The sequence below is a fragment of the Mariniflexile litorale genome, assembly GCF_031128465.2.
GTDB lineage: Bacteria > Bacteroidota > Bacteroidia > Flavobacteriales > Flavobacteriaceae > Mariniflexile > Mariniflexile litorale.
In genome coordinates this window covers 478,771-498,052 of the sequence record NZ_CP155618.1, presented here as the reverse complement: position 1 = coordinate 498,052, position 19,282 = coordinate 478,771, and the positions used below count along the sequence as shown (strand labels likewise).

The following is a 19,282-nucleotide window of genomic DNA, read 5'->3' as shown; positions in this document are numbered from 1 at the left end:
GTATGTTATTTTTAGTAGTTAGTCTCTAAAACTCTAAATTTACTTACATTATTATATATTTAAAAATTATTTGTAACAAATTAGATGAACGTTCGTCGTAATAACAAATAGCCTCAACAAGGTTAATTTAACCAACCAAAGCAAACCAACAATGACTCAAACTGAGTTTTTAAATATTGTGATGCCTTTTAAGGATAAAGTATTTCGCTTAGCCAAACGATTACTGGTATCTACAGAGGAAGCTGAAGATGCTACACAAGAGGTGTTGTTGAAGTTATGGAATAATAAAACAAAAATTGAGGAGTATAAAAATGTGGAAGCATTTTCAATGACCATGACAAAGAATTTTTGTTTTGATAAATTGAAATCGAAACAAGCACAAAATTTAAAAATTGTGCATAGTAATTATGAAGATGGAAATACATCATTACAAAAACAGATTGAATTAAACGATAGTGTTAATTGGGTATCAAAAATTATTGAAGAGTTACCCGAACAACAAAAATTAGTCATCCAATTACGAGATATAGAAGCATACGATCTGGATGAGATTGCAAAAATGCTAGATATGAACAATACGGCAGTACGTGTAAGCCTATCTAGAGCCAGAAAAACAATAAGAGAAAAATTAACTAGTACACATAATTATGGTATTAAATAATATAGAAAATTTACTAGAGAAGTACGAGAACGGAGAAACATCACTTAAAGAAGAGCAGCAGTTAAAAAACTATTTTTCGCAAGAAACTGTAGCGCCACATTTAGAAATGTACAAACCTATGTTCGCCTATTTTTCGGTAAGTAAACAAGAACAATTTACGAAAGACCTTCCATTAGAAACTAAAAAAGTGTTTAACTATAAATGGATTGCCGTAGCAGCAGTAGCTGTTCTTGTGTTAGGAGTTTATTTTAAAGAACCAGTGGTTTCATCTTATGAAGAATATGCCTATGGTACTTACAATAACCCCGAAGATGCTCTTAACGAAGTCACAGAGCAGTTAGCAATGATTTCAAATCATTTTAATAAAGGAATTTCAACAGTGAACTATCTTGATGAAGTAAATAAAGGTACTGAAACTCTTAGTTATTTGAATGAAATAGAAAGCGCAACAAGTATCATTTTTAAAAAGTAATAATCAAAAAACGAATAAATAATTAAAAAAATAATAAAATGAAAAATAAAGTAATAGTACTCGTAATGGTAATCATGTTATTGCCATTAACCGGAATGGCTCAAGATGTTTTTGAAAAGTACAGCGATAATACCGATGTAACCTATGTATCTATTAAACCAAAAATGTTTCAAATGATAGCAAAAATGGGTATTAATGTTGATGAGCCCGAGGCAAAGGCGTATATTGATATGGTAAAAAGCATCACCAGTTTTAAAACCATTGTAACCGATAATAAAACGATCTCAGCCGATATTAGTAAATGGGTTAAATCGCGTTCCAATTCTTTAGAAGAGTTAATGGAAGTGAAAGACGATGGCGTTGAAGTAAAGTTTTATGTAAAAGAAGGGAAAGATTCCAACCATGTAAAAGAACTTTTAATCTTTGTAAATGGGATTAATAAAGTAATGAAAGAAAGTGTAGATGTGAACGGGCAACAAAGACGTATTGAAACAGTAGTTGTATCGCTTACTGGTGATATCAATTTAAATGAAATTTCTAAATTAACCGAGAAAATGAATATACCTGGCGGTAATCATTTAGAGAAAAAGAAAAAGAAATAATAAAAACACATTAATCATCATGAAACGAACAATCAATCATATTTTATTAATTTTTACAGCAACTTTAATGTTGGTAAGTTGTAATGATGGTGCTAGTTTGCAACGTTATTTTGTAGACAATCAGGAATCTAAAAATTTTATAACACAAGATGTACCTATATCGATGTTGAAAATTGATGCGTCTAAGTTTACAAACGAACAAAAGGAAGCTTATAATTCAGTATCTCGATTAAACTTTTTAGGCTACAAAACGAGTGAAGCAGACGACAAAACCTTAAAAGTAGAATTAGCAAAAGTTAAAACTATTTTGAGTGATGAAAAGTATAACGATCTTATAGAATTTAGTGATAAAGGAAATAAAGTTGTTGTAAAGTATATTGGAACCGATGAGGAAGCTGATGAAGTGATTGTTTTTGGAAGTTCTAAAGAATTGGGTTTTGGAATTGTTCGTGTTTTAGGCAATGAAATGAGTCCTGATAAAATGGTTACTTTAGTCAGTATTTTACAAAGTGCCGATATCGATAAAGGACAAGTTCAAGATATTATGAAGTTTTTTAAGTAATTAAATACCTTCTTAAATAGAAATAAAGAGTACTTGAAGTTATCAATCCAATGGTTCTAATAAGATTGAACGCTTTACGAAAATGATTAAAGAGGCTGTCTGAGAAGTGTTATTCTGTGTCATATTGAGCCTGTCGAAATAGTTAAACTTTTTGATAATCCATATCGGTTTCGACAAACTCAACCTGACAAAGTAAATAAAATACACTTTTCAGACAGCCTCTTTTAATAACTAAGAATACATATGGCATTTATTTTACCAATGCTTTTTCTTTTTTTGAAGTGAAATCAACTTCAATTTGATTGTTTATAATATCTTCAAAGGTTTCTCTTTTTCTTATTAAATGTGCTTTATTATTGTACCATAAAACTTCTGCAGGTCTAAACCTAGAGTTATAGTTACTTGCCATAGAGAAGCAATAGGCTCCCGCATTTTTAAAGCATAACACATCACCTTCATTTATTTCTGTAATGCGGCGGTTGCTGCCAAACGTATCTGTTTCACAAATATATCCAACAACAGTGTAAAAACGTTCACGTCCTTTAGGGTTAGAAATGTTTAGAATATCATGGTGCGATCCATAAAACATAGGACGTATTAAATGGTTAAAACCAGAATCAACTTGAGCAAAAACAGTAGAAGTAGTTTGTTTAATAGCATTTACTTTAGTTAAAAAATTTCCAGATTCGCTCACTAAAAACTTTCCAGGTTCGAAAGCTAAAGTCAAATCTTTACCATATTCTTTACAAAAGGCATTGAATTTGCTAGATAATTTTTCGCCTAATTCTTCAATATTAGTTTCAATATCGCCTTGTTTGTAAGGAACTTTAAATCCAGAACCAAAATCAATAAAATCTAAATTTTTAAATTGTTTTGCAGTTTCAAATAGTATTTCGCTGGCATATAAAAATACCTCAATATCTAAAATGTCACTCCCCGTATGCATATGAATACCATTAATAGTCATTTTAGTATTTTCAACAATGCGTAATATATGAGGTATTTGATGAATAGAAATTCCAAATTTAGAATCGATATGCCCCACAGAAATATTCGCATTTCCACCAGCCATAACATGTGGATTTATACGAATACAAACCGGTGTTTTTGGGTGCTTTGTGCCAAATTGTTCTAATATAGAAAGATTATCAATGTTAATTTTAACACCTAGTTTTGCAGCTTCTTCAATTTCATTTAATGAAACGCCATTGGGTGTAAAAATAATTTGTTCTGGTAAAAAACCAGCAGCTAAACCTAATTGAACTTCTTGTATAGAAACGGTATCTATTCCAGAGCCTAATGAGTTAAAAAGTTTTAATATAGATATATTAGATAATGCTTTAACGGCATAATTTAGTTTAAGGTGTTTTACGTTTTTAAAAGCATTTGTAAGTCTTTTGTATTGACTTTCAATCTTTTCGGCGTCATAAACGTAAACCGGACTTCCAAAATCTTGTGCAATTTTCAGCAATTGATTTTCTAACATAATGTATAATTTTCGTCAAAGATATTTCTTTACGATAAATAAAAAAGAAATAAATAAAAAATTAAACTAATTAAACAAAATGTTAATTATATAACAATATAAATAACTTTAATTTATAATAAGTGTTTTAGCAATTAAATATTAGGGTAAGTTATCACGATTATTTACATTTGCGCTTCTTAAACTATTTAGCAAATTATGAATTTACACGAATATCAAGGTAAAGAAATATTAAGCAGCTTTGGAGTACGCATACAACGTGGTATTGTTGCTCAAAATGCACAAGAGGCCGTAGCAGCTGCAAAACATTTAACAGCCGAAACAGGTACAAGCTGGTATGTTATAAAAGCTCAAGTTCATGCAGGTGGGCGTGGTAAAGGAGGTGGAGTTAAACTTGCTAAAAACCTTAAAGAAGTAGAAGAAATTGCAGGAAATATTATTGGGATGAACCTTGTTACACCTCAAACTTCTGCTGCAGGTAAAAAAGTACATCAAGTTTTAGTTGCTGAAGATGTTTATTATCCCGGTGAAAGTGAAACAAATGAGTTTTATATGTCTGTGCTTTTAAATAGAGGAACAGGGCGTAACATGATTATGTATTCTACCGAAGGAGGGATGGATATTGAAACTGTTGCAGAAGACACACCACACTTAATTTTTACAGAAGATATAGATCCATCTGTGGGTATGTTACCATTTCAAGCAAGACGCATTGCTTTTAATTTGGGATTATCTGGAAATGCTTTTAAAGAAATGACAAAGTTTGTCACCAATCTTTATACGGCTTATGTAAAATCTGATTCTTCTTTATTTGAAATTAATCCGGTTTTAAAAACAAGTGATAATAAAATATTAGCAGTTGATGCTAAAGTAACTATTGACGATAATTCACTTTTCAGACATAAAAACTATGTTGATTTACGTGATGTACGTGAAGAAAGTGCCATTGAAGTTGAAGCAGGAGAACTAGGCTTAAACTATGTGGATCTAGATGGTAATGTGGGATGTATGGTTAACGGAGCTGGTTTAGCAATGGCAACGATGGATTTAATTAAACAAGCAGGAGGTGAGCCAGCAAACTTTTTAGATGTTGGTGGTACTGCAGATGCAGCTCGTGTAGAAGCCGCTTTCAAAATTATTTTAAAGGATCCAGCTGTAAAAGCTATATTAATTAACATATTTGGAGGTATAGTACGTTGTGATCGTGTTGCGCAAGGCGTTATTGATGCTTATAAAAACATGGGAACGATTAACGTGCCAATTATAGTGCGTTTGCAAGGTACAAATGCTGATATTGCCAAGAAATTAATTGATAGTTCAGGACTGGATGTTATGAGCGCAACTGAATTTCAAGAAGCTGCAGATAAAGTACAACAAGTATTAGCTTAATAATTTCTGCGAAAGCAGATATCTTAATATAAAAAAAGAGCAACTTTAATCGTTGCTCTTTTTGTTTGTTTTAGAATGTAGTAAGGATTTCTTTTTTATAAACTTTTTTTGTGGCGCTTCCGCGGAAGTTTCGTCTTTTTCGGTAGAAACTTTGGCATTTGGATTTTTGTCTTTTTTGAAATTTGAATTTTTTGCGGGCATCGGTCCTCGTAAATGAATCACCAAACCATTTAAAAAGTTGCGTAAAATTTGGTCGCCACATTCCATATACTTTGGGTGGTCCTCACTTCTAAATAAAGCACCCAGTTCACTTTTAGAAATTCTAAAGTCAACTAGTTCCAAAATTTTAACAATATCATCGTCTCTAAGCTTTAAAGCAACACGAAGTTTTTTTAATGTATCGTTATTTGTCATATCTATTTTTTTATACTAAATACACGTTTACCGTTTATCGATAATGTATATAAGAGGTGGCTTTTCTGGCGTTTTTGTAGTTTTTGGTAAAGATACCCTAAATATTTATTTTGATTCTTTTAATTTAACATTATTTTGTTTTAGTTAAATAGTTGTAAATCAGTAGTTTGTTTGGTGTATTTTTGATTTTATATTAAAAATTTAATATGAAAAAAGAATCGAATATTTAGCTTAACTATTTTTTTTATTGATGAAATAAATAAAATTCACGACCAACTACGTTTGTGTTTTCGATAAGTTACATATTATCTACGATTATTAAATTACTGTTGTGTGTATCTTTATAATGTAATTTAATTAATCCCTTAAGCCATGATTAATAGAGTAGAAAAACTAAGTCTTTTGTCCGAAATGATAGCTTTCGCTAAGTATGATAAAGACATAAAACATATAGAATATAATTTTTTATTAGGTGTTGCTAAGCAACTTGATATTTCTCGTGAAGATTTTGATTATTTAATTGAACACCCTATTAATTATATTCATTTAAAATCGCATAGCGAGCGCATCGTACAATTTCACAGATTGGTGTTGTTGATGAATATTGATGGCGACAACGGTGATAATAATTCTAAAAATGCCATCAAATTATATAATTTTGGTTTACGTATGGGCTTAAGCCACGAATCTATTACCAAAGTATTATATTTAATGGAAAGTTTTCCTAATAAAATAGTACCACCAGACGTATTAATAGATATTTTTAAAACACAGTATAATTAAGTGTTATTTGCTAAGTTTTGATTAATGTGTTTTAATAATTTGACCTATTTTTGTTATAGAAAAGCTAAAAGTTTTAAACTTTTAGCTTTTCTAGTTTTGTTTGATAACCTTTAATTTCATCGCGTAATTTGGCAGCTACAATAAAGTCTAAGGCTTTGGCAGCTTCTTCCATAAGTTTACGCCTGTCACGAATTTTCTTTTCTAATTCAGGTTTACTTAAGTATAAAGATTCAGGTTCGGCAGCTTTAGCTGCTTCTAATTCATAACTATAGGTACTGATAGAGTTTTTAGTAAGCGCATTATTTAAACTCTTATTTAGTGCCTTTGGCGTGAGGTTGTGTTTTGTATTGTAAGCGATTTGTTTCTCGCGTCTATAATTGGTTTCGTCTATAGTGTGCTGCATACTTTTGGTGATTCTATCTGCATACATAATGGCTTTACCATTTAGGTTTCTCGCGGCTCGACCAACGGTTTGGGTAAGTGAACGCGCCGAGCGTAAAAACCCTTCTTTATCGGCATCTAAAATCGCAACCAAAGATACTTCTGGTAAATCTAAACCTTCACGCAATAAATTAACACCAACTAAAACATCAAATAAACCTTTTCGTAAATCTTGCATGATTTCTACACGCTCTAAAGTATCTACATCACTATGAATGTAGCGACAACGAATTTGAATTCTATCTAAATATTTTGTCAATTCTTCTGCCATACGTTTGGTTAAGGTTGTGATTAAGGTGCGCTCATCTTTTTCTACACGTTGTTGAATTTCTTCAATTAAATCGTCAATCTGGTTTAAACTGGGGCGAATTTCAATAATGGGATCAAGTAAACCTGTTGGTCGAATTACTTGCTCCACATAAATACCATCCGATTTTTTAAGTTCATAATCAGCAGGAGTGGCGCTCACATAAATTACTTGGTTTTGTATGGCTTCAAATTCTTCAAATTTTAAAGGCCTATTGTCCATTGCAGCGGGTAGTCTAAAACCATATTCTACCAAATTTTCTTTTCTGCTTCGATCTCCACCATACATGGCATGCACTTGCGAAATGGTTACGTGACTTTCATCAACTACCATTAAATAATCGTCGGGAAAATAATCGAGTAAACAGAAGGGACGTGTGCCAGGCAAACGGCCATCCAAATAGCGCGAATAATTTTCAATACCAGAACAGTAGCCTAATTCGCGAATCATTTCCAAATCGAATTCAGTTCGTTCTTTTAAGCGTTTTGCTTCTAAGTGTTTACCTATTTCTTTAAAATAATCGTGTTGCTTAACTAAGTCGTCTTGAATTTCTTTTATGGCACCTTGTAACACATCGGGTGAGGTTACAAACATGTTTGCCGGGTAAATGGTTACCACATCGTATTTCTCGATAACTTGATTGGTTTGAATGTTAAACGATTCCATGTCTTCAATTTCATCACCAAAAAAGTGAATTCTAAAAGCATCATCGGCATAACTTGGAAAAATATCAACGGTATCTCCTTTTATTCTGAAGTTGCCATGATTGAATTCTCCTTCGGTACGTGAATATAAACTTTGAACCAGCTGATGTAATAGCTTAGTTCTAGAGATAACTTGATCTCTTTTTAAAGTAACCACATTTTTTTGAAACTCAATAGGGTTTCCTATACCATAAATACATGAAACCGATGCTACCACTAGTACGTCTCGTCGTCCAGAAAGTAAAGAAGACGTAGCGCTTAAACGCATCTTCTCGATTTCTTCGTTTATGGATAAATCTTTTTCAATAAAAACACCCGATACAGGAATATAAGCTTCTGGTTGATAATAATCGTAATAAGATACGAAATACTCTACCGCGTTATTGGGAAAAAATTGTTTAAATTCTGAGTATAATTGAGCCGCCAAGGTTTTGTTATGTGCTAAAACTAAGGTGGGTTTTTGTACTTCTTGAATAACATTTGCGACTGTAAAGGTCTTACCAGAACCCGTTACACCAAGTAGGGTTTGGTATTTTTCATCAGAATTAATACCAGCAACAAGTTGTTTTATAGCTTCAGGTTGATCGCCAGTAGGACTAAATTCGGATTCGATTTTAAACTTCATTTGTAATTTTTTATCGACAGTTATTTGTCAAATGCAAAGTAGAGTATAGCAGTTTAAATAATATAAGTTTTTGCTATGCTCATCTCGTTTTACAAAATTACGTAAAAAATGTGTGTTATCGTTTCAGTGCAAAGTGTCCTTTTACTTGGAAAGCATTTCCATCTTGAATGACTTCAGCAACAAACCAATAGTCATCAGAAGGCATGTTATTACCATTGTAAGTACCATCCCATCCATGGGATGTTTGTAGCAAGGTTTTGAGTAATTTGCCATACCTATTATAAATATAAACGATGGTTCCTGGTAGTTGTTCAATGCCCACAATGTGCCAAGTGTCGAAAAAGCCATCATTATTAGGGGTGAAAAATTTAGGGATGTCTATTACAACCACTTCGGTGGTAACATCTTCACACCCATTTAAATCTCTTATAGTTACTAAATGAATGCCAAATGTGACATTTTCGAACACATTAGAAGTTTGGGGTTCGCCATCATCTAAAATATATACGTAATCACCAATACCGCTAATATCAACAGTAATGCTATTTGGATCTGCAAAATCTACAGTGGTGGTGAAGTTTAACTCCGCTTGCTGGGATTCAATAACAGAAAAAGTTTTGGTGTATTCACAATTGTTAGGCGTAGTAACGGTAACAGCATAGATGCCTAAATCTGTAATGTCTAATTGTATTTCTGAGTTCGTAGTATTGTTTACTGAAAAATTTGCATTTGTGGTCCATAAATAAGTATCACCAACATTACCAGTTGAAGCATTAATTGTTAGAGGTAAATCGTTAATACACAAAGGAACTATATCATTTATAGGTATTATGGGAAGCGGGTTTACAATGGTTGAAAATTGTGTAACTGCGTAGCAACCTGTTGTATTGTTTTCTATTCTTGCATAAATAATTTCACCATTAAAAGCAGCATGTAGATTTGCTAGGGAATTAGTGCCAGCTTCTGCATTTACTGAATCATTATAATAAGTAATAGTATGTGTGTTTGCATTTTGAGTTCCTAGTATTTCACTTGCCGTTACCGATAAATTAAATTCGAAAAAGCCATCAAAATCATCATCACAAGAAATTAAATTGGCAGGTGTATTGGCAATAGGGTTTTGGTTTATATGTAAATAGAATTCTTGTACAATAGAACAACCTGTTATATTATCTGAAACCCTTACATAAATAATATGGTTGCTTGCTGTATAATTGTAAATGTTTGATAAAGGGTTTATGTTGTTGCCAGCGTCGGTTTGGCTGTCATGATAAGATATTGTAATACCATTAGTATTGTTTACAACCATATTGTTAACCAATGATAAATCATAAGTATCGGTATCATTATCGCATATTTGAATAGTGCCAATAGTATTGGTTGGAGGTGGTAAATTTACAATAAGTTCTAAAGGGATAACACTGTAACAGCCTGTTAGAGTGTTGGCCACTTTAATATAAACGGTTTTTGAAGTTGAATTATAACTCGAAGGGTTTGGAATTTCATTTGAATTATCCCTACCATCATTGGGGTTGATGTCGCTTAAGTTGGCAAAATAATTGATAATCAGATTACTTTGTACGCGGTCGTTTATTTGAAAATCGGCAGTCTCTAAATTAAATGGAGTTGAACCATCGTAATCAGCGTCGCATGCTATTAATGGTGCTGATACATTAGTAATAGCTGGTGCAGCAATAATGTTTATCCCCAATTCTTCAATAATGAAACATAAGGAATCACTACTTTCAATTCTAACAAAAATGGTTTGTGGGTTGGAAACATTCGTGTATTGTGCAGGCAGTGGATTGGAATTACCTTCCGCTTGTAAACGGGTTAAGTGGAATGAAATGTTTAAATTATCGGTAGAACCTTGGCTTATTTCAGTTCGTTTTTCATTTAAATTAAAAATATTTTTACCATCATTGCTCGTGTCATCACAAACTAAATAGTCTTCAAAATTAACATTGTAAACTGGATCTGGAGATACTTGTATGACAAATGATGATGTGCCAAAACAACTAGCATCCGTTATATTTTCAACTTTTACATAAATGGTTTGCGGACTTGTTTTATTTTGGTAAATCGTGTTTTCATCAATCGGTATAGTAAAAGCTGCATCTTCGAAGTAAAACACTTCTTTTCCTATTTGTCCGTTTAGTATTTCGGCATCTTTTTCAGATAATAAAAAATCAGCAAAACGATCGCCATCATCTTCACAAACTTGATAATTGCTTATGAAAGGGAAATCAGGAAGCGTATTAACAATAACTTCAAAAGGTTCTATGGCATAACAGCCTGTTGATGACAGAGCGTCTTGCACTCTTATGTAAAGTGTTTGTGTATTAGAATTATAAGTATTTAAATCAGAATCAAGAATAGGATTTGCACCTGTATCAGCATCATCAAAAGACGTGTGAACACTTATATTTAAACCCGTTCTATTAGCTACGGCTTCATCAATTTTATCATTGAGATTGATTATTGAAAATCCATCTTGGTCGTTATCACAAATAATAACATCTGTGGGCGGACTGGTTGCTGGGGCTACAAGTACTTCAATTTGAAAAGAATTTACTGTGTGACATCCTGTATCTCGATTTTCAATACGTGCAAATAGGGTTTCAATAGGTTGTGTATTGGTGAAAAAAGGAGGAAGCTCTGGCGAATTATTTTGAGCATCTAAATCGCTAGCAAAATAGGTGACGTTAAAGTCTGTGTTGCCATTAGTTATAATATTATCTAATGAATGTAAATCGATGTCCACTATCCCATCGTCATCTAAATCACAATAGGGTAAGGGCGTAGTGGGGGCAAAGAGTAAAATGGGGTTTACTAAAAGAGTAATACTTTCAAAATCCGAACAACCTGTATCTGTATTTTCAATTTTAACATATAATATTTTTGGACTTATAGCATTATATGGAACATTTTTAGGAATGGGGTTTATATTATTATCTCTATCAAATTCAGATTCATAAAAGGTTACCTCTATGGGGAAAGGTAAATCGTTTGCTATGTAAGTTTCGATGGTATAAAGGTTAAACTCATAAGTATCGGTTGCGTCATCATTGGTATCACACAAAGCGTAATCACCCGTATCTGTAGCTGTTAATAATAAATTAGTGTGAATTTCTAAGGGAACAACAGATGCACATCCCGTATTATTATCTTCAACTCTTACATAAATAGTTTGTTCTTCAGGATTTATATTTTGGTAATTAGTAGTATTTGCAATGGGGTTGGTACCAGTTTGGGCGTCTCCTTCACTTTCGTGAAAAGTTGTTGTCACATCGGTTAAGCCGTTTTCAATATCATTAATAATTTCTGTTAAATCAAAATCAGCAAACCCATCATGGTCGGCATCACAGGCATCAAGATACCTAGTATCTCTAATAACTATGGGGCTTACAGTAATGTTAACGTTTAATGATGTGGTAATTACACAACCTGTTTGGGTGTTAGTGATACGAGGGTATACGTTGTAGTTATAAGAAGTATTGGTGTTTATATAGGGAGTACCCAATGGATTATTACCTGTATTGGCATCGGCAGGAGAGGAATGATACGATACTGATAAATTGCTTTGTCCGTTTGTGATTTCGGCATCCTTTTCATTTAAATATACGACAGCATAGCCATCAGGAGAATCGTCGGTATCACAAACTTCTAATGGAGTAGGGGCTACAATATTAGGAACTTGATTCACAACCAAATCAAAAGTGGTGTATGAAAAGCAATTACTATCTAAATCGTCTATCCGAACATAAATAGTTTGAGGATTAGAAGTGTTGGGTATAGGAGTGGTAATTTCATTAAAATTGCCTCTTGCTTCAATATCAGAATAATGATAACTAAATGCATAATTATCAAAAGGGATGTTAGTATCAAGCTCAGTCGTTTTGGTAGAGAGGTCAAATACTTCTATATTATCGCCACTAGCATCATCACATAATTGATAATTGGTTATGGAAGCTATAGGTTCTTCGGTATTGAGTACAACAACAATTTCATCTTCCTCAACGCAAGTATTACCATTAAGAGATACAGACACTTCTACTTTATAAGTACCATTTTGAATAACATCTAGAGTTGGATCAACAGCTCCTACTATTAAGTTGTTATTTAGATACCATTGATAAAAAGCGGAGGCGTTTTGTATATCGGCATCCAAGGTTGTTAAACTAGCACATGTTGTAATATCGTTCCCTAAATCTAAAATTTTAAAACTATCGCCTTCTATAAAAACGGCTGAATCGGACTGAATATCATTTTGATCGGCAATAATTAATTTGATATGATATTGCACATAAGGTGTAATAGTTGTTGATGCTGTTAATATAGTGGTTCTGCCATTATAATTGGTGTCACCCGTATTGTAACCATCAAAATACTGTGGATTTTGAGCGGGGCAAACACCAAAAATTTCATCATGGATGGTATTGGTATTCACAGGTGTTGAGGTTCCAGGTACTAAAGCAATGTTTTGATAGGGTCCAGCACTGCCAGTTTCTTTAATAAGAAAGACAAACCCATCGGAAAATTGACAAGGGTTAATACCAAAGTACTCTTCGGAAGCTAATAAATAATTAAATTGAAGTTGATTGGAAATGGAAACAATATCAAACTCTATGGAAGTTGCATTTACGGTATTGGTAATGCCTAAAGCAGTTTCTAAATCGGGGTCGGTTCCCCAGTTTGAAGCTCCTTCGCTAAGAGTGGGCGTTCTTACCCCATTACCACCAGAAGTGGCATTTCCTGTAGAAAGCATGATACCATTTTGAAAAGGAAAGTTAGAACTCCCTCTTTCAAAATAGGCGTAACTTGAAAAACCACTGGCACTTCCGTTTACCGATGATGTAATATTTGTTATATCCACACAACTGTTTTGGACGAGGTTGTCTTCTATAAGTTGTTGCAGACCAACAGAGTCATCAACTGTTATTTGTTGAGAAAACATAAAGTTGCAGCTACAAAATAGTAGCAGAAAAATAAGGTAGATATTTAGGCTTTTTTTCACTTTGCTTTATTTGGGTAGAAAAACATGCGAATGCTAGATTAAATGCATGCGAAAAATAGATAAATTTAGATGAAACGAAAAGTAAATAAGATGAAGTACGTTTTTACTTGTTTTTATGTAAAAGTTTATCGTTTTAAAGTAAAATGATTTTTAAATACTCTACCATCTTGAAGTTTTACTGAAAACCAATAGTCATCTACGGGTACTTCTTCTCCATTAAATAAACCGTTCCAACCTTCTCCTAAAGGTGTTATTTCTTTAAGCAGTTTTCCGAGTCTATCAAAAATTTGGACTTTAGTATTGGGTTGAAACATACTAGAAACACCATATACTTGCCATATATCATTAAATCCATCACCATTAGGGGTGAAAACTTTAGGGAAACCAATTACCGAAATTTTGAGTGGCGGTGTAGTACCACAATTGTTTTTAACATCTTTTACAGATAAAGTATAAAGCCCTGGTTTTACATTTTCAAAAATAGGACTACTTTGAAAAGGAACAGACACAACATTGTTTTCGTCTAGTAGCCTGTATTCGTAACTGCCTTCTCCAAAAACTAATACGGTAATCGTATTGTTGTGTGTAGCATCTTTTATATCAATGCTTTCAATTGTTGCAATGTTTGAAGGTTCTACAGTGATGACTTGGTCTTTACTACAACCATTTGCATTGGTAACGGTTACGGTGTAAATTCCGGTTTGGTTAATTTTTATTTCATAAGTGTTTTCACCAGTAGACCAATTATATGTGTAATTATTTAGAGAGTTGTTACTAATACCAGCCTTTAAAGTAATGGGTTCTGGGAATTTGTTTAAGCAATACCAAGCGTTGGCGTTTGCTTCGATAGGAGGTAATTTGTTTATTGTTAAAAGCACTTTGCTAATTCCAAAACAATTATTATTGCTTTCTACTCTGAAATAAATGGTTTGTTTATAAGGAGTATTGTTTGTAAATGATGTTCCTAAATTATTTTGTTCTAATAAAGCATCTTCAAATGTTCTATAATATCTAATAGGGTCTGTTATATGGTTCAATAATTGAATTTCAGACGTAATACTGTTAAGATTGAATGTGTTTATACCATCTTCAGAATTGGTTTCGTCACATGCTGAAAAAACAAAATCATCAATTTGTGTGTAACTTACATTCAGAGTTAATTCAGAAATATCAAAACACTCCGTAGTATCATTAATAACTTTTACATATACAGGCTGTGGATTGTCTGTATCATAGTTAAAATTAGTAGCATTCAATTCTATTGTTCTGTTGCTATCTGAATAAAATTTGGTGGATAAACCACTAACACCAGCAGTTAAAGAACTGTTAGCTTCATTTAAATTGAATCGCGTGTAACCACCTACAATTCCATCTTCGTCGCATTGTGTAAGTGAGGTATTGTAAGCAACAGGATTAGGACTATAAGTAACCACAGCAGCCCCTTCCAATAATGCTTCGCAGTCGCCAGTTTTGGGGTCTATCAAAACTTTATAAACACCTGGTTGAGACACTTCTAAATCAAAATCATTTTCAGATAATAGTAAATTATTATGTGTCCATGTGTACTTCGCATTAGGTATATTGGGTCCTTTTAAGGTATATGTCGTTCCATCACACAAAGGCAGATTTGTTGAAGTATATCTGTTATCTCCTATAATGTCAATTTTTTCTGCAAAAAAAGAAGCAATAAAAGGAGGTAATCCTTGTGAAGAATATCTAGAAGCTAAACCAATAGCATTGTGTTGGTAGTTGCAGGAAGTTCCTAAAATATTAGGATTATTAATCACTCCTAAGTATTGTGAGCCTTGGCTATATGTAGCGCTTAAAGCTCTGTAAATTTTACCATTAGGACCTAGTTGTAAGCCTCCTCTAAAAAGCGTTCTGTCATCAATTGTCACTGCAGAACCTTCTATGTTTGATGAGATAAGATTATATTGAACTAAAGAAGATGAATGATTTGCAGGATTATCTCTTTCTTCTCCAAAATAATCATTTGAAAAATGAACATACAGCAGTTTACTATTAGGAGAAAACTCTACTCCATATGGATATATATTATTTCCTGTTTTTCTTATTGATTGCTGATTACTTACAGTACCCGTAGTAGTATCAAAATCAAATAAATATAATCCATTGACAACATTCGCACAAGCCATTTTAGTGCCATCGGGAGATAATTTTAAATAACCTCTTCCGTCTTCAATAGCTAATGTGCTAAATGTGGATGTGACAGGAATCGGGTTTACACCAGAGCTCCCCACTTCAAATGCATAAAAAGTATCAAAAACGTTTGATATTTGATCTTTAGATGCAAAAGTGACTACCCAAATAGATTTTGTTATGCAATCTTTTACAACCGCAGTTACTTTTTCAGAAGATTCCTGAACCAGGTTAATGTTTTTGGTAGTTAGGGCGCCCAAGCCTCCATCAAGTCTTATGTCAACTTCAGAATAGTTTAACCCCAAATTTGTAGGGTCGTTGTTGTTTTTTTGATCATCTACTGTGAAAATATAGTAAATATTCGAATCGTTTGGTTTAGGTATAATTATAGCAGATTGTGTACTGGAAGGATCACCAATTAACCCTGTGCCGTTTAGCATTATTTGATGATTTTTATTCCAGACTATAATACCATCAGTATAGAATAATAAGTTTCCAGAACTATCAGATATAGAAGTACAACCTTCAATTGTAGATAATTGACCATCATTTACAGATGAAACTGAATTGTCTAATGGATTAAATTTAATTCCAGCGCCATAGCCAAAGTACCAATTAGATGCTTCATTTTGTGCGAAGCATATAATACTACTAAAAAAAGCTAATATTAATAAGGTCTTTTTCATTTATGGATAGCTAAACTATCAAAGATATTACAACTCATGCTTTTTAATAATTTGTACGATAAAAAGTAATAGGATTGTAGGTCTCTATTTATTTTGTTCTATTAGGGAAAAATAATAGTGTTGATTGAACCAATATAGATTGAAAAGTAATGATATTTTATATTTAGTTGAAAATAATTATGTCAAAATGCAATATAATTAGATTTGATGATTGTAAATGTTCAATATTTTAGGCTAAAATGATTTTTGAAAATTCTACCATCTTGTAAAGTTACAGAAAACCAATAATCATCAGCAGGTAGCTTTTGCCCATTTAAAAAACCGTTCCAACCTTCTCTTAAAGGACTTAATTGTATTATTAATTTACCAAAACGATCATAAATTGTAATATTTGTATTTGGCTGAAACATTTCTGAAAGGCCTATAATCTGCCAGGTATCGTTAATGCCATCATTATTAGGAGTAAAGAATTTAGGGTAACCAATAACTGAAACTTGGTTCATAACAACACCACAATTGTTTTCTATATCTTTTACATGAATATGGTACATCCCTGGGGATACTTTATCGAAGGTATTACTTTCTTGATAAGGTTGATATAAGTTGTTTTTAGTATCATATAAGGCATAATTATAAAGGCCTTCACCAGTTACTATAATCGTAATTATATTGGTTTCAGTAGCATCCACAACATTGATTTCTTTGAATGTTGCAATATTTGAAGATTCTACAACAATACTTCTTTTTTTACTACATCCAGTTTCTTTACTAGTAACGGTAACTGTATATGTTCCAATTTTGTTAATTTGTATTTGATAGGAGGTGTCACCATTATTCCATAAATAAGTGTATTTGTTTGGGTCGTCGTCTATCAAACCAGTATCTAGACTTATATATTCAGGGAATTTATTTAAGCAATAGTAATCACGACCAATAGCATCAACATGAGGTAGTTTTTGTACCGTTAAATTAACTTTACTTATGCCGTAGCAGGCGTTGGCATTTTCTACTCTTGCAAAAATAGTTTGATTATAGGGTTGGGTATTGGTAAAATAGACAGGCAATTTATTGGTTTCTAAAAGTGCATCATCATAAGTTAAATAATAGGAGATATTTAAATTACTGCTCGGAATTCCCTTCAATATTTCAGCTTCGGCTTCTTTTAAATAAAAAATATGTAATCCATCTTCTTTACCATCATCATCGCACACCGTGGGTAAAACAGTATCATTTGCGTAAGTTGTACTTACAGATAGTGTTAACTCCGAAAATGAAAAACAACCAGTATTCACATTGGTGGTCCTAACATAAACAGTTTGTGGGTTTTCTGTGTTTTTATAAGAACTCCCATTTATTTCTATTGTTTTATTCGGGTTTACATAAAAGTTATACGTTAAGGTTTCACCGGAAGAAGAACTCTTATAGGCCTCATTTAAATTAAATGTCGTTAATCCATCTTTTTTACCATCTTCATCACATTGTATTAACGCTATATTTTCAGATGATGGTTTATCATTAAAAAAAACATACGCCTGTCCTTCTTTGGTGCATTCTCCATTATTTGGGTTTATCTCAACTTTATAATGACCAGTCTCTGTTACTAGTAAAGTATAGGTGTTATTAGGAAGAATGATATTATTTTTTGTCCAAGTATAATTTGCTCCAGGAATATTTTCGGATACTAGCCTATATGAACCTCCTTCACATAAGGTTAAATTAGTTTCACTTTTACCATTTTGTATAATATCTATTTGCTTTTTAAACAAAGATTGAATAAACGGAGGAAGCCCTTGACTTGATTCATTAGGAGAAAGGTTTATGGCGTTATGTTCATAGCGGCATGCTAAACCAATATTATTGGGGTTTTTTATAACTCCTAAATAAGGTAGTCCTTTACCATATGCAGCAGTTAGTGCTCTGTATATTTTTCCATCAGGACCTAACTGCAATCCGCCACGATAAAGCTGTCTTTCATCTATGACAACTTGAGAGTTTTGAATATTAGGACTAGCAACATGGAATTGCGTTAATGTAGAACGATGATTAACTGGATCATCGTCATTATCATTATTACCGTTATTATCATTTGAACGATAATTATTATAGGAGTGGACATAAAGCAATTGACTATTAGGGGAAAATTCTAAGCCATATGGATTATGATTATCTCCATTTATTCTCAATTCAATTGGATTAGATACCTTTCCTGTAGATGTATCAAAATCATATAAATATAATTGATCATTTGTTGTAGCATTATCATCGTCTGTAGTAGCATTGGCACAAGCAATTTTAGTTCCATCTGGTGATAATTTTAATGCACCTCTAGCATCAGATATATTTATAGGAAAGGTTGATTTTACGGGAACAGAATTAACACCATTGATACTTACTTCATAAGCATAAAACGTATTGAAAAAAGGAGTATTTCCGTCCTCTGAAGCAAAAGACACAACCCACATAGATTTAGAAATACAGTCTTTGAGAACGGCGGTCACTTTTTCTGAACTAAGATTTAAAAGCCTCACATTAGAAGTTGTAACTTCTCCTAAACCATTATTTTGTGTCATATCTACAATGGAATAATGCAATCCAGTATTACTTTGCCTGGAACCCACCGTAAAAACATAAAAAATATGAGAATCATTTGGTTTTGGAACTATAATAGCTGAGTGCGTACTTGAACTATCCCCCAGCAAACCTACTCCGTTTGCCATATATTGGTGATTTTTGTTCCATATAAAAGAACCATCTGTATAGAATAATAAATTCCCTAAATCGTCAGACATTGTAGTGCATCCTTCATGGGTAAAAAGTTGCCCATTGTTTAAAGAACTCACAGTTTCGTTCAATAGATTGAATTTAATACCAGCCCCATAGCCAAAATACCAATTTGACGCTTCGCTTTGCGCCAATACGGTTAAGCTTAAAAAACAAAATAAAAGCGATATAAAATAATGTTTCATCTTTTAA

General features: G+C 32.7%; 12 protein-coding genes. 6 read left to right on the top strand and 6 right to left on the bottom strand.

Annotation, left to right across the window (positions count from 1 at the left end; all coding sequences use genetic code 11):
• Nucleotides 1–151 precede the first annotated feature (151 nt).
• The 4 genes from QLS71_RS01915 to QLS71_RS01900 are packed head-to-tail and all read left to right on the top strand — an operon-like array spanning nucleotide 152 to nucleotide 2,297.
• A complete protein-coding gene (locus QLS71_RS01915) occupies nucleotides 152–661 on the top strand; it encodes a sigma-70 family RNA polymerase sigma factor (protein WP_308991222.1) in 510 nt (169 codons plus the stop codon).
• Nucleotides 648–1,133 (top strand): hypothetical protein, encoded by a 486-nt coding sequence (locus tag QLS71_RS01910; protein ID WP_308991223.1) that lies wholly within the window; start codon nucleotides 648–650, stop codon nucleotides 1,131–1,133. Before QLS71_RS01915 ends, QLS71_RS01910 begins: the two co-directional genes overlap by 14 nt.
• A gap of 38 nt (nucleotides 1,134–1,171) precedes the next feature.
• Nucleotides 1,172–1,735, top strand: a complete 564-nt coding sequence (locus tag QLS71_RS01905) for a DUF4252 domain-containing protein (protein WP_308991224.1) — start codon at nucleotides 1,172–1,174, stop codon at nucleotides 1,733–1,735.
• A gap of 19 nt (nucleotides 1,736–1,754) precedes the next feature.
• Nucleotides 1,755–2,297: a DUF4252 domain-containing protein gene (locus QLS71_RS01900; protein WP_308991225.1), complete on the top strand. Its 543-nt coding sequence runs from the start codon at nucleotides 1,755–1,757 to the stop codon at nucleotides 2,295–2,297.
• A 250-nt stretch (nucleotides 2,298–2,547) separates the two neighbouring features.
• Here the strand turns inward: QLS71_RS01900 and lysA are convergent, their stop codons facing one another.
• Nucleotides 2,548–3,783, bottom strand: a complete 1,236-nt coding sequence (gene lysA / locus QLS71_RS01895; protein WP_308991226.1) for a diaminopimelate decarboxylase — start codon at nucleotides 3,781–3,783, stop codon at nucleotides 2,548–2,550.
• A 198-nt stretch (nucleotides 3,784–3,981) separates the two neighbouring features.
• Between lysA and sucC the strand changes: the two genes are divergently transcribed.
• Nucleotides 3,982–5,172, top strand: coding sequence for an ADP-forming succinate--CoA ligase subunit beta (gene sucC / locus QLS71_RS01890; protein WP_308991227.1), 1,191 nt, complete (start codon nucleotides 3,982–3,984; stop codon nucleotides 5,170–5,172).
• 45 nt (nucleotides 5,173–5,217) lie between these two features.
• On the opposite strand, the gene QLS71_RS01885 is transcribed toward sucC, so the two are convergent.
• Nucleotides 5,218–5,586 (bottom strand): DUF1456 family protein, encoded by a 369-nt coding sequence (locus QLS71_RS01885; RefSeq protein ID WP_308991228.1) that lies wholly within the window; start codon nucleotides 5,584–5,586, stop codon nucleotides 5,218–5,220.
• 372 nt (nucleotides 5,587–5,958) lie between these two features.
• Between QLS71_RS01885 and QLS71_RS01880 the strand changes: the two genes are divergently transcribed.
• Nucleotides 5,959–6,369 carry a TerB family tellurite resistance protein gene (locus QLS71_RS01880; RefSeq protein ID WP_308991229.1) on the top strand — a complete coding sequence of 137 codons (411 nt, stop codon included), beginning with the start codon at nucleotides 5,959–5,961 and terminating at the stop codon, nucleotides 6,367–6,369.
• Nucleotides 6,370–6,442: 73 nt separating this feature from the next.
• Here QLS71_RS01880 and uvrB read toward each other — a convergent pair whose 3' ends face one another.
• From uvrB to QLS71_RS01860, 4 genes are all read right to left on the bottom strand, one after another.
• Nucleotides 6,443–8,446, bottom strand: coding sequence for an excinuclease ABC subunit UvrB (gene uvrB / locus QLS71_RS01875; RefSeq protein ID WP_308991230.1), 2,004 nt, complete (start codon nucleotides 8,444–8,446; stop codon nucleotides 6,443–6,445).
• Nucleotides 8,447–8,561: 115 nt separating this feature from the next.
• Nucleotides 8,562–13,403, bottom strand: coding sequence for a choice-of-anchor L domain-containing protein (locus QLS71_RS01870; protein WP_308991231.1), 4,842 nt, complete (start codon nucleotides 13,401–13,403; stop codon nucleotides 8,562–8,564).
• A gap of 185 nt (nucleotides 13,404–13,588) precedes the next feature.
• Complete coding sequence (locus tag QLS71_RS01865; RefSeq protein WP_308991232.1) at nucleotides 13,589–16,309, bottom strand: T9SS type B sorting domain-containing protein; 2,721 nt, start codon at nucleotides 16,307–16,309, stop codon at nucleotides 13,589–13,591.
• Nucleotides 16,310–16,530: 221 nt separating this feature from the next.
• On the bottom strand, nucleotides 16,531–19,275 hold the full coding sequence (locus QLS71_RS01860) for a T9SS type B sorting domain-containing protein (protein WP_308991233.1): 2,745 nt from the start codon (nucleotides 19,273–19,275) through the stop codon (nucleotides 16,531–16,533).
• Nucleotides 19,276–19,282 lie beyond the last annotated feature (7 nt).